Here is a 21212-nt window from a genome sequence, read left to right as displayed (position 1 = left end):
CAGGCGCGCGGCTTCGGGCCAGGGGCTTTTCCAGTCTCGATGGCCAATGTGCTTTTCCAAGCGCTTTCAAGCCTTTAGGGTCGCAGTGGAGATTTCTTCGCCGCGGCCTTTTGCGCGCACCGGGCGGAACAAATAAGTGGCGGACGATTCCAAGACTTCGAATGTGGGCGGCAGATATGCCCAAGCCCTGTTTGATCTCGCGAACGATGAGAAAAAACTGTCGGCCGTCGAGGCCGACCTCAAGGCGCTGAAAAAGATGAGCGCCGACAGCAAGGATCTGCGGACCTTGCTGGCTTCGCCGGCGTTCAGCGCCGACGACAAGGGCAAGGCGTTGGCCTCCCTTGGCGCAAAGGCGAAGTTCAATCCCACCACCAGGAAGTTCCTGGGGTTGCTGGCCGCTAACGGCCGCGCCTCGGCGCTCCCGGCGGTGATCACGGCCTTCGAGGCCCTGGCGTCGGACGCGCGCGGCGCGATCTCGGCCCAGGTGACCACGGCCGTGCCGCTGACTGCATCCCAATCGAAGGGTGTCGCCGCCGCGTTGCGAACCGCGCTCGGCAAGGACCCCGAAATCGAGACCCGCGTTGATCCTGCCCTTCTGGGCGGCATCAAGGTGCAGGTCGGTTCCCGTCTGTTCGATGCTTCGCTGCGTTCGAAGCTCGACTCCCTCAAGTTCGCCCTGAAGAGAGCGTAAGCCCATGGACATCCGCGCCGCCGAGATTTCGGCCATCCTCAAGTCGCAGATCGCCAATTTCGGCGAAGAAGCCGACGTCTCGGACGTTGGTTCGGTTCTGTCCGTCGGTGACGGCATCGCCCGCGTCTTCGGCCTCGACAACGTCCAGTCGGGCGAAATGGTCGAGTTCCCCAAGGCCGGCGTGAAGGGCATGGCCCTGAACCTGGAAAAGGACAACGTCGGCGTCGTTATCTTCGGCGAAGACCGCGCCATCGCCGAGGGCGATGAAGTCCGCCGCCTCGCCGAAATCGTGGACGTGCCGGTCGGCAAGGGTCTGCTGGGCCGCGTCGTCAACCCGCTGGGCGAGCCGATCGACGGCAAGGGTCCGATCCAGAACGTGGCCGAGCGTCGCCGCGTGGACGTGAAGGCCCCGGGCATCATCCCGCGCAAGTCGGTGCACGAGCCCGTGCAGACCGGCCTGAAGGCCATCGACTCGCTGATCCCGGTCGGCCGCGGCCAGCGCGAACTGATCATTGGCGACCGTCAGACCGGCAAGACCGCCGTCGCGATCGACGCCATCCTGAACCAGAAGTCGATCAACGCCGGCGATGACGAGAGCGCCAAGCTCTACTGCATCTACGTCGCCATCGGCCAAAAGCGTTCGACCGTGGCCCAGATCGTCAAGACGCTCGAAGAGCGCGGCGCCCTGGAATACACCATCGTCGTTTCGGCGACCGCCTCGGAACCGGCTCCGCTGCAGTTCCTGGCTCCGTTCGCGGGTTGCGCCATGGGCGAGTGGTTCCGTGACAACGGCATGCACGCCGTCATCATCTACGACGACCTTTCCAAGCAGGCCGTCGCCTATCGCCAAATGTCGCTGCTGCTGCGCCGTCCGCCGGGCCGCGAAGCCTATCCGGGCGACGTCTTCTATCTGCATAGCCGCCTGCTGGAGCGCGCTGCGAAGCTGAACGAAGACAACGGTTCGGGCTCGCTGACCGCTCTGCCGGTCATCGAAACCCAAGCCAACGACGTGTCGGCTTACATTCCGACCAACGTGATCTCGATCACCGACGGCCAGATCTTCCTGGAAACCGACCTGTTCTTCCAGGGCATCCGCCCGGCCGTGAACGTCGGCATCTCCGTCAGCCGCGTGGGCTCCTCGGCCCAGATCAAGGCGATGAAGCAAGCCTCGGGTCCGATTAAGGGCGAACTGGCCCAGTATCGGGAAATGGCCGCCTTCGCGAAGTTCGGTTCGGACCTCGACGTCACCACCCAGCGCCAGCTGGCGCGCGGCGAACGCCTGACCGAGCTGCTGAAGCAGCCGCAGTACTCGCCGCTGAAGGTCGAAGAGCAGGTGGCGGTGATCTACGCCGGCACCCGCGGCTACCTCGACGGCATCGCGACCGCCGACGTCGGCCGTTACGAGGCCGAGCTGCTGGCCCGCCTGCACGCCAAGCACCAGGACATCCTGGACACCATCCGCACCAGCAAGGAGCTGAAGGCGGACACTGAGGCTAAGCTGAAGGAAGCTCTCGAAGCCTTCACCAAGAGCTTCGCGTAAGTCAGCGGAGCTTTAGGAGATGGCCAGCCTCAAGGAGATGCGCAATCGGATCGGAAGCGTGAAAGCCACGCAGAAGATCACGAAGGCGATGCAGATGGTGGCGGCGGCGAAACTTCGCCGTTCGCAGGACGCTGCGCAAAACGCCCGGCCTTACGCCGAACGCATGGCCTCGGTCATCGCGAACCTGGCGGCCGGGGTGTCGGGCGACGGCGCCCCCAAGCTGCTGGTCGGTACGGGCCGCAACGATCGCCATCTGGTGGTCGTGACGTCCTCGGACCGCGGCATGGCCGGCGGCTTCAACACCTCGATCATCCGCGCCGCGCGCGAGAAGATCAACGAGCTGATCGGCCAGGGCAAGGACGTCAAAATCCTCGTCGTCGGCAAGAAGGCCCGTGACCAGCTGAAGCGTCAGTACGGCGACAATATCGTGGCCTTCTTCGAGGCCGGCAATCCGTCGATGGCGGGCGCTCAGCCGGTGGCCGACAAGATCACCGAACTGTTTGAAGCCGGTGAGATCGACGTGGTCACTCTGGCGTTCAGCCGGTTCAAGTCGGTGGTCACGCAGACCCCGACCCTGACCCAGCTGATCCCCGCCCAAGTTCAGGACGGCGGCGCGACGATCGACCTGAAGGGTGCGGCCTATGAATACGAGCCGGGCGAAGAGGAAATCCTCGAAACCCTGCTGCCGCGGAACCTGACCGTTCAGGTGCTGTCGGCGATGCTCGAAAACCAGGCCGGGTTCTACGCCGCCCAGATGACGGCGATGGACAACGCCACCCGCAACGCCGGCGACATGATCGCCAGCATGACCCTGCAATACAATCGTTCACGCCAGGCGCAGATCACCAAGGAGCTGATCGAGATCATCTCCGGCGCCGAAGCGCTCTAACCCGAAAGAGTCCGAACTCATGGCTACGACCCCCAAGGCTCCCGCCAAGAAGCCCGCCGCCCCGAAGGCGGCCGCCGCGCCGAAGGCCGCCGCCGCCAAGGCCGCGCCGAAGGCTGCTGCCCCGAAGGCTGCTGCCCCGAAGGCTCCCGCCGCCGCCAAGAAGACGACCGCCGCTCCGGCCGCCGTCGCCGGCGTCGCCACGGGCCGCATCTCGCAGATCATCGGCGCCGTCGTCGACGTCGAGTTCACCGGCCACCTGCCGGCGATCATGAACGCGCTGGAAACGACCAACACCGACCAACGGACCGGCGTGCCGTTCCGCCTGGTGCTGGAAGTCGCTCAGCACCTGGGCGAAAACACCGTCCGCACCATCGCCATGGACACCACCGAGGGTCTGACCCGCGGCCAGCCCGTGACCGACACTGGCCGCAGCATCACCGTGCCGGTCGGCCCGGCGACCCTGGGCCGCATCATGAACGTCATCGGCGATCCGATCGACGAAGCGGGCCCGATCAACACCGAGTTCTACGCCCCGATTCACCGGGAAGCTCCGAGCTTCGCCGAGCAGTCGACGTCGGCTGAAGTGCTCGTCACCGGCATTAAGGTCATCGACCTGCTCTGCCCCTACACCAAGGGCGGCAAGATCGGCCTGTTCGGCGGCGCCGGCGTGGGCAAGACCGTGACCATGCAGGAGCTGATCAACAACATCGCCAAGGCGTACGGCGGTTACTCCGTGCTCGCCGGCGTTGGTGAACGCACCCGCGAAGGCAACGACCTCTATCACGAGATGATCGAGTCGAACGTGAACCAGCCCGGCGGCGGCGGCGAGAGCCGTTGCACCCTGGTCTACGGCCAGATGAACGAGCCCCCCGGCGCCCGCGCCCGGGTCGCGCTGACCGGCCTGGCCCAGGCCGAGTACTTCCGCGACCAAGAGGGCAAGGACGTGCTCCTCTTCATCGACAACATCTTCCGCTTCACCCAAGCCGGCTCGGAAGTGTCCGCGCTGCTGGGCCGCATCCCGTCGGCCGTGGGCTATCAGCCCACCCTGGCCACCGAGATGGGCAACCTGCAGGAGCGCATCACCTCGACCTCCAAGGGTTCGATCACCTCGGTCCAGGCCATCTACGTTCCCGCCGACGACCTGACCGACCCGGCCCCGGCCGCCTCGTTCGCCCACTTGGACGCCACCACCGTTCTGTCGCGTGACATCGCGGCCCAGGCCATCTTCCCGGCCGTGGACCCGCTGGACTCGACCTCGCGGATCATGGACCCGCTGGTGATCGGCGACGAACACTACGCCGTGGCCCGCCGCGTCCAGGAAACCCTGCAGGCCTACAAGGCCCTGAAGGACATCATCGCCATCCTGGGCATGGACGAGCTGTCGGAAGAGGACAAGCTGACCGTGGCCCGCGCCCGGAAGATCCAGAAGTTCCTGTCGCAGCCGTTCCACGTGGCCGAGCAGTTCACCAACATGCCGGGCATCTTCGTGAGCCTGGAAGACACGATCCGCTCGTTCAAGGCGGTCGTGGACGGTGAATACGACCACCTGCCGGAAGCGGCCTTCTACAACGTCGGCACCATCGAAGACGCGGTGGTCAAGGCCGAAAAGCTGGCCACGGAAGCCTAAGGATCATGGCTGGGAAGCTTCACTTCTCGCTGGTCTCGCCCGAGCGCGAACTGTTCTCGGGCGATGTCGACCAGGTCGACGCGCCGGGCACGGAAGGCGACTTCGGTGTGCTGGCCAACCATGCGCCGTTCATGACCACGCTGAAGGTCGGGCAGGTGAAGGTCTATAGCGGCGGCGCCGTGAAGGTCTTTGCGATCGAAGGCGGATTCGCCGACGTGACCCCGGAAGGCCTGACCATCCTCGCCGAACAGGCGGCGGAAGTGGCCGCCTAACGACCGGCCGCAGCCAGACGATCAGAGGCCCCGACGCCCCAGGCGCCGGGGCCTTTTCGTGTCTGGAGCGTAAGTCACGCGATTTTGCCGTCTTCGGCGGGCGCAATCGCCATCGATCGGTCCGATTGCTGCGCTAGAGGGCTTGCGAGGGACCGCCTGTTTCGAGTGTTATGCGGCACGCTTAAGTTAGGGGATCCCGCCATGCGCACCGCCTTCGTCAGTCTGATTGCTCTCGCTGGGCTCGCCACGGCGGCTCACGCCCAGCCGGCGCCCGAAGCGGCCCCGCCGGCCGCCCCCGCCGCCGAACCGGCCCCTGCCGCCGCGCCGGCGCCGGCCGCCGACGAAAAGTCCTACGTGCTGCCGACCAGCGGCCCCGAGGGCCAGATCATCGACGTCATCAACCGCGTCTGCAAACCGCTCGTGAAGGGCGGCGACTTCAAGACCCTGGCCGGCGGCATGGCCGGCTACAAGCTGAACAAGCGCGAGGGGACCTATGTCGGGACCCTGGTCGAGAAGCCCTACACCCTGACCATCTGGCCGCAGGGCTCCAACAAGGATGTCTGCCGGCTGACGCTCAGCTATGCGGTCAACGGCGAGAAGCCGATCATCGTCGGCCTGAACATCTTCTCGTTCCTGCACAAGCCCGAGCTGGTCCAGCAGCGCAACGACTTCGTCCCGGCCACCGACTACAAGCGCATCACCAACTCGTGGGAATACTTCACCGACAAGGAATCGATCGGTCTGGTGTTCCTGCAGCTGAAGAAGCCGGACGGCAGCTCCGCCGGCAAGAACGCCGACCTGGGCGAAGTGCTGTACTCGGAACGCAAGTTCTAGGACTTCGCCAGCGCCCTTCGGGGCGCTCGGACCCTATCGAAGGGCGCGGGAGCACCTCCTGCGCCCTTTGTCGTTTCGGCCGCAGGGCGCCGGTCGATCGGGCGTTGACGGGCGGCGCCGAGCGCGGCCAGGGTCGCGCCAAACCTCGACTGTTTGGAGTTCCCCCACGATGACGACGCGCGCCCTGCTGCTTGGCACGGTCTTCGCCTTCGCCTGCGCCGCCGCCGCTCCGGCCGCCGATCTGGCCAAGCGCCAGTCCGGCCAGATCGTCTACGACAATGTTCCAGAGACCCCGGCCGCCCTGAAGGCGGTCATCGCGCCCTACTACAGCGCCCGCTCCGCCGTGTTCGAAGACTGGCTGGACGACGGCTCGATCCTGATCGCCACGCGCTTTGGCGACGTGAACCAGATCCACCGCGTGGTCTCGCCCGGCGCGGCGCGCACGCAGCTGACCTTCTTCCCTGAGCCCGTGAACAGCGCCAAGGCCCAGCCTGGCCAGGCCCGCTTCGTCTATCCGCGCGACGTCGGCGGCGCCGAGTACTACCAGGGCTACATCCGCGGCGTGACCGGGGCCGAGGTGCAGCTCACCGCGCCCAAGACCCGCAATGCGGACTTCACCTTCTCGGGCGACGGCAGGCTGGTCGCCTGGAGCCAGGTCACCCCGGGCGACCCGAACTACGACATCATGCTGGCCGATCCGGCCCAGCCGGACGGCCGCCGCGTCGTGCACGAGGGCACGGGCGCGATGGCGGTGCTCGACTTCTCGCCAGACAGCCGGCGGCTGCTGCTCAGCCGCTACAACTCCGTCGCCTCGACGGAGCTGTTCGTGCTCGACATCGCCAGCGGAGCGCTGACGCCGGTCGGCCCGACCGGCCGCCCGATCGCCTATGTCGGCGGCGCCTTCGCCGCGGACGGCGGCCACGTGGTCACGCTCTCCGACGACAAGTCCGACATGGCCCGGCCGGTCGTGATCGACCTTGCGAGCGGCGCGGTCCGCGACCTGGAGCCGGGCGCCAAGTGGCCGGCCGAAGGCTTCGACTTGTCGCCCGACGGCGCGCTGGTCGCCTATCTGGTCAACGAGGAAGGCTATTCGAAGATCGTCGTGAAGGAGCTCGCCACCGGCAAGACCCTGCCGACCCCGGCGCTGCCGATGGGCGTTCTGACCGGTCTGGGCTTTTCGCCCGACGGCAAGCAGCTGGGCTTCAGCCTCTCGACCTCGACCTCGTCGGGCGACGTCTGGAGCTTCGCCCTGGCGGACCAGAAGCTGGTGCGCTGGACGCAGAGCGAGCTTGGCGGTCTGGATCCTGCCAAGCTGGTCGAGCCGACGCTGTTCCGCTACCCGACCTTCGACAAGCGCTCGATCCCGGCCTTCATCTACAAGCCGGCGGCCAAGGCGGGCGAGAAGCTGCCCGTGGTCATCCAGATCCACGGCGGCCCGGAAGGCCAGGAGCAGCCCAACTTCAACCCGCGCCGCCAGTCGTGGGTGAATGAAGTCGGGGCGGCGGTGATCATCCCCAACGTTCGCGGCTCGAGCGGCTACGGCAAGACCTATATCGGCCTCGACAACGCTGAGAAGCGCGAGGACTCGGTCAAGGACATCGGCGCGCTGCTCGACTGGATCGCCAAGCAGCCGGACCTCGACGCCAGCCGCGTGGCGGTCGTCGGCCAGTCCTACGGCGGCTACATGTCGCTGGCGGTGGCGGCGCACTACAACGACCGCATCGCCGGGGCGATCGACCTCTACGGCATCTCCAACTGGAAGACCTTCCTGGCCAACACCGAAGGCTATCGCCGCGACCTGCGCCGGGCCGAGTACGGCGACGAGCGAGACCCGAAGATGGCGGCCGTGTTCGACAAGATCTCGCCGCTCAACATGAGCGCCAAGATGAAGAAGCCAATGATGATCTATCAGGGCGCCAATGACCCGCGGGTGCCGCAGTCGGAGTCCGAGCAGATGGTCGCCACGCTGCGGGCCCAGGGCACTGAGGTCTGGTACGTGCTGGCCCTCGACGAAGGGCACGGCGTGGCCAAGAAGGCCAACGCCGAAGCGGTGCGCGCCAGCGAGATCGTCTTCCTGAAGAAGGTGCTCGGGACGAAGTAGTCGCTAGCTGGCTGGAGCCGAGGCCAAAGCCTCTTCCAGCCAGCCCTGGGCGATCTCGGTGATCTCGCGCCAGCCAGGCTCGGCGATCAGCCAGTGGCTCATGCCGGGAGCCTCGATGAATTCGCCGCCCAGCCGGGCGGCGGTTTGCCGGACGGTGGCGGGGGGATGGATGACGTCCCGCTCGCCGCCGATCACCAGGGTCGGGACGCGCAGAGGGCCGACGCTGGTGGTCATGAACGGGTCGAGCCACCAGTTCAGCGTCTCCCACAGCGCGCGGCCGCTCTCGGGCCGCATACGGGCCGCGACGGCCTCGCGTTCGGCGCGGTCCATGCGGTCTAGGCTGTAGCGTCGCGCCAGCCCGCGGTCCGGGGCCACCGCCTGCGCCCAGAACGGGCCGAGGGCGTGAAGGCCGAAAGCGGTGATCGCCTCTTCCATCGACGAGGCCGCAACGCCCCATGGGGCCGTCGGGGCCAGCAGCACCATCGCCCGCACCGGCGTGCGGCTGGCGGCCAGGGCACAGACCAGCCCGCCCATCGAGTGGCCGACCAGGATCGGGGCCTCGTCGAGACTGGCGCAGAGCTTGGCGATGTCGCGGGCGTAGTCCGTGACCGAGACGCCGAGGACGGCGTGAGGAGGCTCACCCTCGCCATGGCCGCGCAGATCGGGGGTCAGGACGAAATGGCCGGCCGCCTCGAAGGGCCCGCGCAGGCGCTCGAACGCCCAGCCCCCGCAGAACGCGCCGTGCACCATGACGATCGGCGCGGGAGCGGTGCTCATCGGCCGATCAGGCCGCGCGGCCGGGTTGGCCGGTGAACACCTGGAAGGCGCGGGCCACGGTCTCGTAGATCGCCTTCTTGAACGGCACGACCAGGCCGGGGGCCTCGTCCAGGCCGCCCCAGCGCCAGGCGTCGAATTCGGGGTGGCCGTGGCCGCTGAGGTCGATCTCGCTCTCTTGGCCGTCGAAGCGCAGGGCGAACCAGACCTGGCGCTGGCCCTTCCAGCCCTTGGCGATCTTCGAGCCGTTGTGCCCGGGCGGGAAGTCGTAGGCCAGCCAGCCGTCGGTGCGGCCGAGCAGGGTGGCGGTGACCACCCCGGTCTCCTCGGCCAGTTCGCGGCGGGCGGCGAGATAGAGATCCTCGCCGGCGTCGACGCCGCCCTGCGGGAACTGCCAATTGTAGGGTTCGGGGGTCTGGAACCGGCGGCCCAGCCACACCCGGCCATCGGGGTGGAAGAGCACCACGCCCACGTTCGGGCGGTAGGCGGACAGGTCAGTCATCTCAAACCATTTAGCGACGTGAGGCCAAAGCGGAAGCCGGAGCCAGCTGATAACCCCTAGATTCGACCGATTCAGCCCATTTTGCGACCTGCGACAGGGTCACCGGATAGGCGAAGCCTGAACCCAGAGCCTGGCCGTGCTGCAGGGCGCCGGCCTCGATCGCCAGCAACTGCTGGTCGATCGCCTCGCCGGAGAGTTGCTCGTCGATGATGCGGGCGGCCGAGGCGCGCATCGGGCCGGTGCGACGGGCCGCCTGGCCGTCGTCGATGAAGGCCAGGCCGCGACCGCGCAGGGCGGTCTGGAAGGCGTTCATGCCGGCGTCCGAAGTCATGAACCGCGAGCCGAGATAGTTGGTGACCCCGAAGTAGCCGGTCGCGCGCGACAGCACCCATTCCAGCTTCTTGACGGTTTCCGAGCCCGGCGCGTCGGCCAGCAGGGTGTAGGGGCCCGGATCGTTGTCCGGATAGTCGCTGGGCTCCATCGGGGTCTCCAGCAGAACCTCGTGGCCGGCGGCGCGCGCCAGGTCGATCCAGCCTTGCAGGCCCTCGGCGTAGGGCACGAACGACAGGGTGATTTCCGGCGGCAGGGTGTCGATCGCCTGGCGAGTGGCCGCGGCGTTGAGGCCCAGGCCCCCGATCACCAGCGCGACCTTGGGGCGGCCGTTCGGCGCGAAGGGCCGGGCATAGGCCTCGGCCGGGGTCTTGCCGTTGGCGGCGATGATCGGCAGCGGGCCGCTGGGCCCCTGCGAATGGAAGCCGGCCAGCGGTGCCTGGGGCAGCGGATCGGCGGCGTGGAAGGCGCCGCCCTGCATGGTGATGGTCGCCTCGCCCGCCGCGCCGCCAGCGCCGATCGGGGTTTCGGAGAGGCGGAAGATGTCCTCGGTCACGGCCGGCTGGCCGTCGCTGCGGCCCAGGGCTTCGCGCCAGCCATCGGGCGCGGCCTCGCCGCCGATCTTGGCGAGGGACAGCCGCACGACCGGCGAACTGGCCTTGGGGTCGCCGATCAGGGCTACCAGGGTCAACAACACTAGGACGAAGAGCGCTCCGGCGGCGCTCGCTCCCACATAAGGATTGGCGAGGGCGCGCAGCGCGGATTCGGAGATCGGCGGGGCCGGCGCAGCGGCGGCGATCGCGGGGGCGAGGTGCTTCTTTGAAAACATCACATGATCACGGAACGTTCCGGCATTGGAGCGTCCGCGAATATGGTTAACAAACGACTTATACAGTGAACGTCGGCGCGATTTCCGTTAACTTTCAATTAACTAATCGCGCCGCCGTTTTGGCCGTTTTACTTCTTGTCGGGAGAGGCCTTTTCGAGGGCTGGCGCGCCCTTCGGCGACACCACCGCGGCCATCTTCGGTTCGGGCTTTGGAAGCTTCGGAGTCGCCGCCACCGAACCGTATTTCAGGACATCCACGGCGCGGGCCAGCTGGAAGTCGCCCTTGTCCTCGTCGAAGCCGCTGGGCGGGGCCTCGGCCGGGATGTGGGCGCCACGGCGCGCCTTGCCTTCTTCAGCGTTGAGCGCGTTGCGGAACGAGGCTTCCGAGAACTGGAAGGCGCGGTTGGCGATGCGCTGGGCCTGGTCGCGGGTCTCGGCGACTTCCAGGTCCGGCTCGATGCCGGTCTTCTGAATCGAGCGCCCGGCCGGGGTGTAGTAGCGCGCCGTGGTCAGCTTCAGCGCGCCGTCCATGCCGCCGCGGAGCGGGATCACGGTTTGCACCGAACCCTTGCCGAAGGTGGTCAGGCCGACCACTTCGGCCCGCTTGCGGTCCTGCAGCGCGCCCGCCACGATCTCGGCCGCCGAGGCCGAGCCAGAGTTCACAAGCACGACCATGGGCAGGCCGCCGGTGACGTCGCCGGCGCGGGCGTTGTAGCGCTCGATGTCGCGCGGATCGCGGCCGCGCTGGGAGACGATCTCGCCGCCTTCCAGGAACATGTCGGAGATGCCGACCGCCTGGTCGAGCAGCCCGCCGGGATTGTTGCGCAGGTCGAGGACCAGACCCTTCATCTTCGGGTTCTTGGCCTTCAGCTCGGCCAGGGCGGCCTCGGCCTCGTCGGTGGTCTTCTCGTTGAAGCCGGAGACACGCAGGTAGCCGTAGTCGCCTTCCATCTTGGCGGTGGCCGACTTGGGCTTGATCACCTCGCGGACGATCTTCACGTCGAAGGGATCGGACTTCTCGCGCGCGATGGTCAGGGTGACCGCCTCGCCTGGCTTGCCGCGCATCTGCTTGACCGCCTCGTTGACCGACAGGCCGAGCACGCTCTCGCCGTTGACCGCGGTGATGAAGTCGCCGGGCTTCACGCCGGCCTTGAAGGCGGGCGTGCCGTCCATCGGCGAGATGACCTTGACCACGCCCTCTTCGCTGGTGACCTCGAGCCCGAGGCCGCCGTATTCGCCGCGCGTCTGATCGCGCATGTCGTCGAAGGAGTCGGGGTTCAGATAGCCCGAGTGCGGATCGAGCGAGGTCAGCATGCCGTCGATGGCCGCCTCGATCAGCTTCTGATCGTCGACCTCGGTGACGTACTGGCGCTCGACGGTGTCGAGCACGTCGCCGAACAACTCGAGCATCTTGTAGGTCTTCACCTTGGGCGCTTGAGCCGAGGCGAGAGCCTGCTGGCTCACATAAGCCATGGAGCCGGCGCCGAGCACGAAGGCCGAAGCCCCGATCAGAAAATACTTACGCATGTCAGGCCTTGAAGCCTCCCTTTGCGACGGGACGGCGCCGCACCGGAATTTCCTGAACCAACGTTCCGCGAGGAATCCGGCGGAATTGGTTCGCAACGCTAGCTTGCCCCGTCCAGCCACCTGGCCGGGTCGACTGGGACCCCGCGTTCGCGGACCTCCAGATAGAGTTCAGATGGGGAGTTTCGTCCATCCGTCATCCACCCGACAGGCGCGCCCGCCGCGACTGATTGACCGACCCCGACCGTCGTTCGGTCAAGGCCAGCCAACACCAGATGGTAACCCCCGGCCAGCCGCAAGATCAAAATAGTCCCCCACCCCTTAACGGGGCCTACAAACTGGACGAGGCCGGTGCCGGGCGCTGCGACCGAGGCGCCGCCCGTGGCCGCCAGGGTCACGCCGGAAGCCTCGCCGCCACCGCTGAGGGCGTCGCCATAGCGCTGGACCAGCTTGCCCTTCACCGGCGCCAACAGGCGGATCGGCGGCGTGATCGGGCCGCTCTCGACCGGCGCGGCGCCGGGCGGGGTGGCTTCGAGCCGCTCTCTCCGTTCGGCCAGTTCGGAGTCGGAGGTGAACAGCGCCTCGCTGGCCACCGCGGCCAGCCGGCGCTGGCGGGCGATCTCGCCGGCCTCGGCGGCGTAGACCTTGGCGCGCTTCTGCAACTCGGGGGTGATCGCCTTGACCAGGATCGCCGCCCGCACTGCATCGGTGGCGTCGCCAGGGCTGACCAGCAGGGCCGGCGGCGGATCGCGACGGAACTGGGCCAGCGCGGTCAGCAGCCGCGCCATGCGGTTGAGGTTGCGGCCCTGTTCGGCGTTCAGTTCCGTCTCGCGGACGTTGAGCCGTTCCAGCCGCATCTGCCCCTCGGTGGCGGCATAGGCGATGGCGCCGGCCGCCAGGGTCGCGGCGGCGGCGGCGCAGGTGGTGGTCAGGAGGACGCTGCGGCGCATCATCGCATCAGGGATAGACTGAGCGCTGCGCGCCCTCAATCACGATGATAGGGGCTGCCGGCCAGGATGGTGACGGCGCGGTAGACCTGCTCGGCCAGCATGGCCCGGGCCATGGCGTGGGGCCAGGTCTGCGGCCCGAAGGCCAGCTTGCCGTGGGCGGCCGCCAGCAGGGCCGGATCCAGGCCGTCGGCCCCGCCGATCACGAACACCAGTTTCCGGGCGCCGTCGTCGCGCAACCGAGCGATCTCGCCGGCGAAGGCGCGCGAGGCCCTCGCCGTTCCGTGCTCGTCGCAGGCGATGACGTGAGCGCCTTCGAGATGCGGCCGCAGGACCTCGGCCTCGGGGCCCTTGCCCGGCTTGCGCGCTTCGACCTCGATCACCTCTACCGGGCCCAGGCCGAGCGAGCGGCCGGCCGCGGTGGCGCGGTCGACGTAGAGCTTCACCAGCTCGACTTCGGGTGAGCGCGGCAGACGGCCGACGGCGAGGATGGTGATTTTCATGGGCGCGTCGCCGATCAGGTGCTCCCCCGCTGGGGGAGCCGCCGGCCAGATGGCCGACCGAGGGGGACTTTGACTCAGGCTGCCTTGAGAGCAGGCCCCCTCCGTCTCGGCGCGATGCGCCGATCCACCTCCCCCAGCGGGGGAGGGGCGGAGGGTTCAATCAGCTCTGCGGCGTGCGGTGCGCCGAGTCGACCGACCAGATCTTCTCGATGTTGTAGAACTGGCGCACTTCCGGACGGAACAGGTGGACGATCACGTCGCCGGTGTCGATCAGCACCCAGTCGCAGTGCGGCAGGCCTTCAACCCGGGCCTTGCCCAGGCCTTCTTCCTTCAGCGCGCGCAGCAAGTGATCGGCCATCGCGCCGACATGACGGTGCGAACGCCCGGACGCCACAATCAGGGCGTCGGCGACGGCGCTCTTGCCTTTCAGGTCGATGAAGACGACGTCCTGCGCCTTGTCATCGTCGAGGCGCTGCAAGATCAGTTCACCGAGGGCGACGATCTTCGCCTCGGGGTCGGAAGAAGCGCCGGAAACCGGGGCTTCGTGCGCTCTAGGCGCAGGGTCAGGGCTCAGCGGGGTCGCTCCTTTGTTGCCTCGCTAGGAGAGACATAGCACGGATTGGGCGCGTTGGTCAGCCCAGCGTCACGAAGTCTTCAAGCCGGCGGCCCGATCGATCGTTCCTGGCCCGCCGCGATCGTGATCGAGCTACTTCGCCTGCCGGGCGCGCAGCGCCGTCGAAGACTGGAAATTCAAAGGCCCGGTAAGGAAAACCCAGCGCGGCGGGGAGGCGCCGGGCAGCAGCTTGGCCTGCAGCAGCGACACGCGAGTGTGGGCGAAACGTCGCGCCGCCGGCGAAGAGCGGCTTTTCAGCGAAATCCAGGGCCGCGAGACGACCGCGACCGGAACTTCGGCCATGATCTGGGTCCAGCCGCGCCAGCGGTGGAACGTCGCCAGGCTGTCGGCGCCCATGATCCAGACGAAGTCCACGCCGGGGAAGCGGGCCTTCAGGGCGCGGATGGTGTCGATGGTGTATTGCGAGCCGAACCGGGTCTCGGCGTCGCTGACGATCATGCTGCGGCCGTGGGCGACGGCCCGGGCGCCGGCCATGCGTTCGGCCAGCGGCGCGGTCTCGCGCGTGGTCTTCAACGGGTTCTGCGGCGAGACCAGCCAGATCACCCGATCGAGCTGCAGTCGCCTGCGGGCGGTTTCGGCCACGTGGGCGTGGCCTTCGTGGGCCGGATTGAACGAGCCGCCATAGAGGCCCACGCGCATCCCCGGCTTCAGGTCGAAGCCGAGCCGCAGGGCCGCCGGACGCCCCGCCATCGGGCGGCGCCTAGCCGCGCCCGCGAACCACATGGACGTCCCCGGAACTCAAAGCGTCTTCGCCGTAGCCGGATTTCGGTCGAGGTCGAGGTCGCTTTGGCGGACCCGGGCGCGGACGGTGAAGACCCCGTCGCCCGAGAGGACGCCGCCACGGGCGAACAGCCGGCCATGCTCCCAGTTGGAGAGGCCGAGCTCGGGGCGGTCGAGCGCGAACTGCCCGTCCACCCAGCGAGTGAAGCCGTCGCCGACGAACGGCGCGTTCACTGCGCCGTAGAAGCGCTCGTGCGCCGCCTGGTCCTGCGAGATCAGGCTGGCGGCGAACTGCGGGCTGTAGCGGTTGAAGAGCTCGGCGGCGGCCTCGACGCTGTCGACCAGCACCAGGGTCAGCTCCGGGGTCTCTTCCCACTCCCATTCGCGGCCAAGCTCGCCCTCGGCCAGCAGCTCGACCTTGGGCTCTTCGACGGCGCCCTCGGCGCGGCCGACGACCACGCGAGCCTCGCGCCAGGCGGCGGGCAGGGCGGTTTCCGAGCCCTCGACCACGTGCAGTTTCACATTGCGGCGACGCTCGCCGGCCGCGTCGAGCGCGGCGAGGAAGGCCGGGACCAGCGTGTCGGCGGCCTCGCGGACGATCGCGCAGACGTTGAGGGTGTTGCAGACCTTGCGGTCGAGCGAGTGGTAGACGGCGGCCTTGAAGCGGGCCGGGGCGGCGTCGGCGGCCGCCACCATCCAGGCGCCGCCAGTGCCATGCAGGCTGACCGGCGCGCCGGCCTGGCGGGCGATGGCGCCCAGCTGGGCCACGGCGGGGCCGGATCCGCGGGCGACGGCCAGGGCTAGGCGCGGATCGGAGAACATCGCCCAGCCGGCGGCATGCTCGGGGCTGTCGACCAGGGCGGCCGAGCCGGGCGGCAGGCCGGCGGCCTCAAGCGCCGGATCCAGCGCGTGCTCGACGATGGCGCGAGCGGTGCCCAGCGCGTCCGAACCGATGCGGAAGACCACGGTGTTGCCGGTGCGCAGCACGCCGGTGGCGTCGGCGAAGACGTTGGGACGGCCCTCGAAGATGAAGCCGACCACGCCCAGCGGGGCGGCGACCTGCTCGACGCTCCAGCCGGGATGCTCGACGCGCTCGACCAGCCGGCCGCGGCCGACCTTGGCGTCGCGCCAGACGTGCAGGCCGGCGATCATGTCGGCGCGCATCGCATCGCTGACCGCCAGGCGGGTGGTGGAGCGGCCGCGGGCCTGGGCGCGGGCGACGTCCTCGGCGTTGGCCTTGGCGATCGCGTCCCAGGCGCCGTCGTCGGCGAGGTTGCCTGCGAAGGCGGCGAAGAAGGCGGTGATCGCCTCGTCGCTGACCTGGGTGAGTTGGCCGAACGCGGCGTGCGCGCGGGCCACGGCGCCGGCGGCGATCGCCTGGACGGGGGCCGGCACGTGCAGCAGGTCGCCGGTCTCCTGGACCACCACCAGCCGGTCGCCCGGCCGGAAGGCGGCCGCCAGTTTGTCGGAGACATAGGCCACGCGGTCGCCGCCGAACGGGATCGGCATGCCGGCGACCAGCGTCTCCAGCTTGCCCGTCCGGGCTCCTGTCTCGGCCTTGGTGCTCGCCGCCGCGTCGTCCATTACGCGCCCTAATGCTCAGTTTGAGGTTTAGTAGGCCGCTTTAGGGCCCGTCGCAAATCCGCAATCGTCGGTCAGGCCGGCGTCCGCGCCGCCAGCGCCAGGTCGTCGGCGTGGATCATCGGGCCGTAGCTGAAGCCCAGTACGCTCTCGATGGCGTCGGACTTCAGGCCGCGGATGCGCTCGGCGTCCTCGGAGTCGTAGCGGGCCAGGCCGCGACCGATCTCGCGCCCAGTCTCGTCGACCACGGCCACGGCGTCGCCCTTGCCGAAGCGGCCCTCGACCGCGCGCATCCCGGCCGCCAGCAGGCTCTTGCCGGTGGCCAGCGCCTGGGCCGCGCCGTCGTCGACAATCACCGCGCCGGAGGTCGCCAGCGAGCCGGCGATCCAGGCCTTGTAGGCGGCCGCGACCGACACCGACGGCTCGATCACGGTCGCCTTCTCGCCGGCCTCGATGGCGGCGAGCGGGGCCGGGCGGCGGCCCAGCGTGATGATGGTGGCGCAGCCGGCCGACTGGGCGATGCGGGCGGCCATGATCTTGGTGGCCATGCCGCCGGTGCCGACCCCGGCGCTGGCGTTGGCGCCGCCGGCCATGGCCTCGATCTCCGGCGTCAGCTGGCTGATGCGCGGCAGGTGCTCGGCGGCCGGGTTGTTGCGCGGATCGGCGGTGTAGAGGCCGTCGATGTCCGACAGCAGGACCAGGGTCTCGGCGCGGATCATCTGGGCCACGCGGGCGGCCAGCCGGTCGTTGTCGCCGTAGCGGATCTCTTCGGTGACGACGGTGTCGTTCTCGTTGACCACTGGGATCACGCCCAGCCCCAGCAGCGTCGTGAGCGTGGCGTGGGCGTTCAGCCAGCGGCTGCGGATCTCGGTGTCGTCGCGGGTGATCAGCACCTGGGCGGAGACCAGTCCGTGCGGCGCCAGCGCTTCTTCCCAGGCCCGCATCAGCTCGGACTGGCCGGCTGCGGCGCAGGCCTGCTTTTCCGGCAGGGTCAGCTTGCGGCGGCCCATGGCGAGGCGGCGGCGGCCCAGCGCCACGGCCCCGGACGAAACCACCAGCACCTGCTGGCCCCGAGCGCGCAGCCGCGCCAGGTCGGCGGTGAAGGCGGCCAGCCAGGCCGCGTCGGGGCCGGACTCGCCCGCGACGAGGGCGGAGCCGACCTTGACGACGACCCGCTTGGCCTGCGCCAGGCCGCTCACGGCGTCCAGCCCGCGCCGCCGCTCTGTTCGGCCTCTTCCTGGGCGATCTGCGCCTTGTGGTCGCGGACCGTGCCGTAGGCTTCGCGCAGCAGTTCGGTCACACCCTTGCCCGAGACGCCGGACACCAGCCGGACCTTGTTGCCGGTCGCCTCTTCCAGCGCCTCGCGCTGCATCTCGATGACGCTGTCGTCGAGGGCGTCGATCTTGTTGAGGGCGACGATCTCGGTCTTGTCGCCCAGCTCTTCGCCATAGGCTTCGAGTTCGCCGCGCACGGTGCGCCAGGCCTCGGCGACGTCGGTCTGGGTGGCGTCGACCAGATGGATCAGCACGGCGGTGCGTTCGACGTGGCCGAGGAAGCGGGTGCCGAGCCCGGCGCCTTCCGAGGCGCCCTCGATCAGGCCGGGAATGTCAGCCAGGACGAAGCGCTCGCTGGGCGACAGGTCGACCATGCCGAGGTTGGGGGCGAGCGTCGTGAACGGATAGTCGGCGATCTTCGGCTTGGCGGCGCTGGCCGCGGCCAGGAAGGTCGACTTGCCGGCGTTGGGCAGGCCGACCAGGCCGACGTCGGCGATCAGCTTCAGCCGCAGCCAGATCCAGCGTTCCTCGCCCTCTTGGCCGGGATTGGCGTGGCGCGGAGCCTGGTTTATCGGCCCCTTGAAGCGGTCATTGCCCCAGCCGCCGTTGCCGCCCTTGAGCAGCAGCAGGCGCTTGCCGGCCACATTCATGTCGGCGATCAGGGTTTCCTTGTCCTCATCGAGGACCTCGGTCCCCACCGGAACCTTCAGCACCACGTCCTCGCCGGCCCCGCCGTGGCGGTTGCGGCCCATGCCGTGCACGCCAGTGCCGGCCTTGAAGTGCTGGGTGTAGCGATAGTCGATCAGGGTGTTGAGGCCGTCGACCGCCTCGATCCACACGTCGCCGCCGCTGCCGCCGTCGCCGCCGTCAGGGCCGCCGTACTCGATGTACTTCTCGCGCCGGAACGACACAGCGCCGCCGCCGCCGTTTCCGGAGCGGATGTAGATCTTGCACTGGTCGAGAAACTTCATCGGGGCCTTTTGTAGCATGGGAAGCGCCCCGTCGAGCCTTGCGGCTGCGGGGCGCTTCGATTCATCGCGCCTGTGGCCTTACGCCAGCCACACCATCATCCGGGTCGGGGTGGCCCGACCGCCGCGGGCGATCGACGGGCGCAACTCGACATCGCCGGTGTAGAGGAAGCCGGCGTTGCACAGCACCTGGCCCGAGGCCGGGTTGTCGGCGAAGTGGCCGGCGTGCATGTAGCGCCGGCCCCAGGTCCGGTGCGCCCAGACCAGGGCGCCGCTGGCCGCTTCGGTGGCGTAGCCCTGGCCCCAGTGCGGGCGACCGATCCAGTAGCCGATCTCGCGCGCGCCGCCGTCCCGGGTATCGAAGCCCAGGACGCCGATCGCGCCATGTTCCGGATGGTCGATGACGAACACCGCTTCGCGGGCGGGATCGGCCTCGCTCGCCTTTTCCAGGAAGCCTTCGGCGTGCTCGACCCCATAGGGGTAGGGCATGCCGGTGGTCATGCGGGCCACGTCGAAGTCGTTGGCGTAGCTCGCCAGGCGGGCTGCGTCGGCCTTGCGGGCCTTACGCAGCCGTAGCCGCTGCGTCGTGACGACGGGCTCCAGTTCGATCGCACACATCGGTCTACCTCCCGGCCCTCTATCGGGGCCCCAGAACGCAAAGAGGGGGAGTCCGGCGGTCCGGACTCCCCCTCGGAAGCACTCTGCCCGGTCCGCCTTACGGCGAACCCGGTTTCAAGAGGTTCGCCTGATTATTCAGCCGCTTGGGCCACAACCACGTTCACGTAGGTGCGGTCGTCGCGCTTGGTCACGAATTTCACGGCGCCGGCGGCGGTCGCGAAGAGGGTATGGTCCTTGCCGATGCCGACATTGTCGCCCGGGAAGAACTTCGTGCCGCGCTGGCGCACGATGATGTTGCCGCCGACGACAGCTTCACCACCGAACTTCTTTACGCCGAGGCGGCGGCCAGCCGAATCGCGACCGTTGCGCGAAGAGCCGCCAGATTTCTTGTGAGCCATAGCTCTCTCCTAACTCTCTAGTGCGCGCTTATTCGGCGGCGTCGTCAGACTTCTTGGCGGCGGCCTTCTTCGGCGCAGCCTTCTTGGCCGGGGCGTCAGCCTTGGCCGGAGCGGCGGGAGCCGCAGCTTCCAGTTCGGCGACCACGTTCTTCAGGTTGCGGGCGCGAGCGTCCAGCAGGGCCTTCGGGGTCAGGTCGACAACGCCGTCCCACTTGGTCGATTTGCCGGCGCCGGCGATCGAGGTCACGCGCAGCACGGTTTCCGACTGGCGGTGACCGCGGGTGCGGCGATAGCCCTGACGGCGGGTCTTCTTGAAGATCTTGATCTTCTCGCCGCGGCGGGTCTCGATCAGCGTGGCCGAGACGGTCGCGCCGTCGACCAGCGGAGCGCCGACCGTGATGGCTTCACCATCGCCGAGCAGGAGGACGTCGCCGAACGCGACTTCCGCACCCGGTTCACCGTCGAGCTTTTCGACGACCAGCAGGTCACCGGCTTGAACCCGGTACTGCTTTCCGCCGGTTTTGATCACCGCGTACATCGTTGGCGCCTTGGACTATAGCAAAATGGATAGCGCCCGCGAGATGGCCCGCGGGCGAGAGGCGCGGACTTATACAGAGGGGCAGTGGAGAGTCAACGCGCCTGGCGTGTTTCTACTGTCACGTGGCTCAATCCTGGCAATCCGGCCAGGCGTCCACGATAGATTTCCGCCGGCTGAACGTCCCGCGCCTCGACTACGACGATGGCCGCGTGGTGGCCCGGCCCCAGGCGCCAGAGGTGCAGGTCGAGCAGGCGCTCGCCGCCGCTCTCCATCCGTTGGCGGATCTCGGCGGTCAGTTCGGGCGAGGGGTTGACGTCCAGCAGCACCGCGCCGGTGCGGGCCAGCAGCCGCCAGGCGAAATGCGCGAGCAGCACGGCGCCCGCCAGGCCCGCCAGAGCGTCGGCCCAGGCCCAGCCGAACATGCGTCCGAGCCCGAGCCCGGCGATGGCCAGGGCCGAGACCGCCGCGTCGCCCGCCAGGTGCAGATGCGCCGCCGACAGGTTGAGGTCGCCGTCGCGGTCGTGGGCATGGGCGTGCGCCGGGCGCAGCAGCCACATGCAGACGAGGTTGACGGCCAGCGCCACCCCGGCGAGGGCCAGCGCTCCATCATAGGCCACCGGCGAGGGCGACAGTATGCGATGGCCGCTCTCGATGGCGACCAGCACGGCGCTGACCGCCAGCACCGCGGCGTTGGCGAACCCGGCCAGGTAGCCGAGTTTGCCTGTGCCGAACGAGAAGCGCGGGTCCTGCGCATAGCGGCGCGCCATCCGATAGGCGGCCGCGGCCACCACCAGGGCGGCGACATGGGCGGCCATGTGCACGCCGTTGGCGATCAGGGCCATGGAGTTGAAGATCAGGCCGCCGCCGATCTGGGCGGCCAGGGTCAGGACGCAGATCGCCGCCACCAGCCAGGTCCGCCGCTCGTTGCGAGCGTGGTCGGCGCCCAGATAGACGCGATCGCCCCGGAAGGCGTCCATCTGTCCTTGGCGTTCGGGGGCGGAGGCGGTCACAGTGGCCCTTATATATAGCGGCGGTCGGAGAGCGCGGTGTTATTCGATAACACCTATATAATGGTCAAGCGGTCGAAGGCCGCAGCCTGTTCCCTTCACCTCGATCAAT

Annotated in this window: 22 protein-coding genes; 7 read left to right on the top strand and 15 right to left on the bottom strand. The window is 68.6% G+C overall.

Annotated elements, in window-relative coordinates:
- Positions 1-136: 136 nt before the first annotated feature.
- The 7 genes from C0481_RS13230 (at position 137) to C0481_RS13200 (ending at position 7954) form a co-directional block, all read left to right on the top strand.
- Positions 137-691: a F0F1 ATP synthase subunit delta gene (locus tag C0481_RS13230; protein ID WP_293404439.1), complete on the top strand. Its 555-nt coding sequence runs from the start codon at positions 137-139 to the stop codon at positions 689-691.
- A 4-nt stretch (positions 692-695) separates the two neighbouring features.
- Positions 696-2231 (top strand): F0F1 ATP synthase subunit alpha, encoded by a 1536-nt coding sequence (gene atpA / locus C0481_RS13225; protein WP_293404437.1) that lies wholly within the window; start codon positions 696-698, stop codon positions 2229-2231.
- Between the two features lie 19 nt (positions 2232-2250).
- The gene (locus C0481_RS13220) at positions 2251-3120 is read left to right on the top strand and encodes a F0F1 ATP synthase subunit gamma (RefSeq protein WP_293404435.1); all 870 of its coding nucleotides are present in this window, start codon (positions 2251-2253) and stop codon (positions 3118-3120) included.
- Positions 3121-3139: 19 nt separating this feature from the next.
- Positions 3140-4747 carry a F0F1 ATP synthase subunit beta gene (gene atpD, locus C0481_RS13215; protein ID WP_293404433.1) on the top strand — a complete coding sequence of 536 codons (1608 nt, stop codon included), beginning with the start codon at positions 3140-3142 and terminating at the stop codon, positions 4745-4747.
- Positions 4748-4752: 5 nt separating this feature from the next.
- Positions 4753-5019: an ATP synthase F1 subunit epsilon gene (locus C0481_RS13210; protein ID WP_293404430.1), complete on the top strand. Its 267-nt coding sequence runs from the start codon at positions 4753-4755 to the stop codon at positions 5017-5019.
- 201 nt (positions 5020-5220) lie between these two features.
- Positions 5221-5853, top strand: coding sequence for a hypothetical protein (locus tag C0481_RS13205; protein WP_293404428.1), 633 nt, complete (start codon positions 5221-5223; stop codon positions 5851-5853).
- A gap of 169 nt (positions 5854-6022) precedes the next feature.
- Positions 6023-7954 (top strand): alpha/beta fold hydrolase, encoded by a 1932-nt coding sequence (locus C0481_RS13200; protein WP_293404426.1) that lies wholly within the window; start codon positions 6023-6025, stop codon positions 7952-7954.
- A gap of 3 nt (positions 7955-7957) precedes the next feature.
- Here C0481_RS13200 and C0481_RS13195 read toward each other — a convergent pair whose 3' ends face one another.
- From C0481_RS13195 to dmeF, 15 genes are all read right to left on the bottom strand, one after another.
- Entirely contained in the window at positions 7958-8731 is a 774-nt protein-coding gene (locus C0481_RS13195) for an alpha/beta hydrolase (protein ID WP_293404424.1), read from the bottom strand.
- A 7-nt stretch (positions 8732-8738) separates the two neighbouring features.
- Positions 8739-9230 carry an RNA pyrophosphohydrolase gene (locus C0481_RS13190; protein WP_293404422.1) on the bottom strand — a complete coding sequence of 164 codons (492 nt, stop codon included), beginning with the start codon at positions 9228-9230 and terminating at the stop codon, positions 8739-8741.
- Positions 9231-9240: 10 nt separating this feature from the next.
- Positions 9241-10389: a divergent polysaccharide deacetylase family protein gene (locus C0481_RS13185; protein ID WP_293404420.1), complete on the bottom strand. Its 1149-nt coding sequence runs from the start codon at positions 10387-10389 to the stop codon at positions 9241-9243.
- A 128-nt stretch (positions 10390-10517) separates the two neighbouring features.
- Complete coding sequence (locus tag C0481_RS13180) at positions 10518-11915, bottom strand: S41 family peptidase (protein WP_293404418.1); 1398 nt, start codon at positions 11913-11915, stop codon at positions 10518-10520.
- A gap of 98 nt (positions 11916-12013) precedes the next feature.
- Positions 12014-12862 (bottom strand): peptidoglycan DD-metalloendopeptidase family protein, encoded by an 849-nt coding sequence (locus C0481_RS13175; protein WP_293404416.1) that lies wholly within the window; start codon positions 12860-12862, stop codon positions 12014-12016.
- Positions 12863-12897: 35 nt separating this feature from the next.
- Positions 12898-13362, bottom strand: a complete 465-nt coding sequence (gene rlmH, locus C0481_RS13170) for a 23S rRNA (pseudouridine(1915)-N(3))-methyltransferase RlmH (RefSeq protein WP_293404414.1) — start codon at positions 13360-13362, stop codon at positions 12898-12900.
- Between the two features lie 160 nt (positions 13363-13522).
- Positions 13523-13936, bottom strand: coding sequence for a ribosome silencing factor (gene rsfS, locus C0481_RS13165; RefSeq protein ID WP_293404496.1), 414 nt, complete (start codon positions 13934-13936; stop codon positions 13523-13525).
- 132 nt (positions 13937-14068) lie between these two features.
- A complete protein-coding gene (locus tag C0481_RS13160; protein ID WP_293404412.1) occupies positions 14069-14719 on the bottom strand; it encodes a nicotinate-nucleotide adenylyltransferase in 651 nt (216 codons plus the stop codon).
- Positions 14720-14734: 15 nt separating this feature from the next.
- Positions 14735-16300 carry an aldehyde dehydrogenase family protein gene (locus C0481_RS13155; protein WP_293404410.1) on the bottom strand — a complete coding sequence of 522 codons (1566 nt, stop codon included), beginning with the start codon at positions 16298-16300 and terminating at the stop codon, positions 14735-14737.
- A gap of 71 nt (positions 16301-16371) precedes the next feature.
- On the bottom strand, positions 16372-17505 hold the full coding sequence (gene proB / locus C0481_RS13150) for a glutamate 5-kinase (protein ID WP_293404494.1): 1134 nt from the start codon (positions 17503-17505) through the stop codon (positions 16372-16374).
- Positions 17493-18542 (bottom strand): GTPase ObgE, encoded by a 1050-nt coding sequence (gene obgE / locus C0481_RS13145; RefSeq protein ID WP_293404492.1) that lies wholly within the window; start codon positions 18540-18542, stop codon positions 17493-17495. The genes proB and obgE overlap by 13 nt, the downstream gene beginning before the upstream one ends.
- A gap of 78 nt (positions 18543-18620) precedes the next feature.
- The gene (locus C0481_RS13140; RefSeq protein WP_293404408.1) at positions 18621-19157 is read right to left on the bottom strand and encodes a GNAT family N-acetyltransferase; all 537 of its coding nucleotides are present in this window, start codon (positions 19155-19157) and stop codon (positions 18621-18623) included.
- A gap of 131 nt (positions 19158-19288) precedes the next feature.
- Entirely contained in the window at positions 19289-19555 is a 267-nt protein-coding gene (rpmA, locus tag C0481_RS13135; RefSeq protein ID WP_183771267.1) for a 50S ribosomal protein L27, read from the bottom strand.
- 28 nt (positions 19556-19583) lie between these two features.
- Entirely contained in the window at positions 19584-20093 is a 510-nt protein-coding gene (rplU, locus tag C0481_RS13130) for a 50S ribosomal protein L21 (RefSeq protein WP_293404406.1), read from the bottom strand.
- A 92-nt stretch (positions 20094-20185) separates the two neighbouring features.
- Positions 20186-21103 (bottom strand): CDF family Co(II)/Ni(II) efflux transporter DmeF, encoded by a 918-nt coding sequence (gene dmeF / locus C0481_RS13125; protein ID WP_293404404.1) that lies wholly within the window; start codon positions 21101-21103, stop codon positions 20186-20188.
- Positions 21104-21212 lie beyond the last annotated feature (109 nt).

This window comes from Phenylobacterium sp. (assembly GCF_013822795.1).
GTDB lineage: Bacteria > Pseudomonadota > Alphaproteobacteria > Caulobacterales > Caulobacteraceae > Phenylobacterium.
Note: the sequence above shows the minus strand (reverse complement) of the source record. Positions and strands in the feature narration are given on the sequence as shown.

Bases quoted from the DNA above. Each gene is read 5' to 3' on its own strand.
- C0481_RS13140 (WP_293404408.1), bottom strand. From the start codon at position 19,157: ATGTGTGCGATCGAACTGGAGCCCGTCGTCACGACGCAGCGGCTACGG.
- C0481_RS13175 (WP_293404416.1), bottom strand. From the start codon at position 12,862: ATGCGCCGCAGCGTCCTCCTGACCACCACCTGCGCCGCCGCCGCCGCG.
- C0481_RS13155 (WP_293404410.1), bottom strand. From the start codon at position 16,300: ATGGACGACGCGGCGGCGAGCACCAAGGCCGAGACAGGAGCCCGGACG.
- C0481_RS13195 (WP_293404424.1), bottom strand. From the start codon at position 8,731: ATGAGCACCGCTCCCGCGCCGATCGTCATGGTGCACGGCGCGTTCTGC.
- atpA (WP_293404437.1), top strand. From the start codon at position 696: ATGGACATCCGCGCCGCCGAGATTTCGGCCATCCTCAAGTCGCAGATC.
- C0481_RS13220 (WP_293404435.1), top strand. From the start codon at position 2,251: ATGGCCAGCCTCAAGGAGATGCGCAATCGGATCGGAAGCGTGAAAGCC.
- C0481_RS13185 (WP_293404420.1), bottom strand. From the start codon at position 10,389: ATGTTTTCAAAGAAGCACCTCGCCCCCGCGATCGCCGCCGCTGCGCCG.
- C0481_RS13205 (WP_293404428.1), top strand. From the start codon at position 5,221: ATGCGCACCGCCTTCGTCAGTCTGATTGCTCTCGCTGGGCTCGCCACG.
- C0481_RS13190 (WP_293404422.1), bottom strand. From the start codon at position 9,230: ATGACTGACCTGTCCGCCTACCGCCCGAACGTGGGCGTGGTGCTCTTC.
- rlmH (WP_293404414.1), bottom strand. From the start codon at position 13,362: ATGAAAATCACCATCCTCGCCGTCGGCCGTCTGCCGCGCTCACCCGAA.
- rpmA (WP_183771267.1), bottom strand. From the start codon at position 19,555: ATGGCTCACAAGAAATCTGGCGGCTCTTCGCGCAACGGTCGCGATTCG.
- C0481_RS13180 (WP_293404418.1), bottom strand. From the start codon at position 11,915: ATGCGTAAGTATTTTCTGATCGGGGCTTCGGCCTTCGTGCTCGGCGCC.
- obgE (WP_293404492.1), bottom strand. From the start codon at position 18,542: ATGAAGTTTCTCGACCAGTGCAAGATCTACATCCGCTCCGGAAACGGC.
- C0481_RS13210 (WP_293404430.1), top strand. From the start codon at position 4,753: ATGGCTGGGAAGCTTCACTTCTCGCTGGTCTCGCCCGAGCGCGAACTG.
- C0481_RS13160 (WP_293404412.1), bottom strand. From the start codon at position 14,719: ATGTGGTTCGCGGGCGCGGCTAGGCGCCGCCCGATGGCGGGGCGTCCG.
- C0481_RS13200 (WP_293404426.1), top strand. From the start codon at position 6,023: ATGACGACGCGCGCCCTGCTGCTTGGCACGGTCTTCGCCTTCGCCTGC.
- rplU (WP_293404406.1), bottom strand. From the start codon at position 20,093: ATGTACGCGGTGATCAAAACCGGCGGAAAGCAGTACCGGGTTCAAGCC.
- atpD (WP_293404433.1), top strand. From the start codon at position 3,140: ATGGCTACGACCCCCAAGGCTCCCGCCAAGAAGCCCGCCGCCCCGAAG.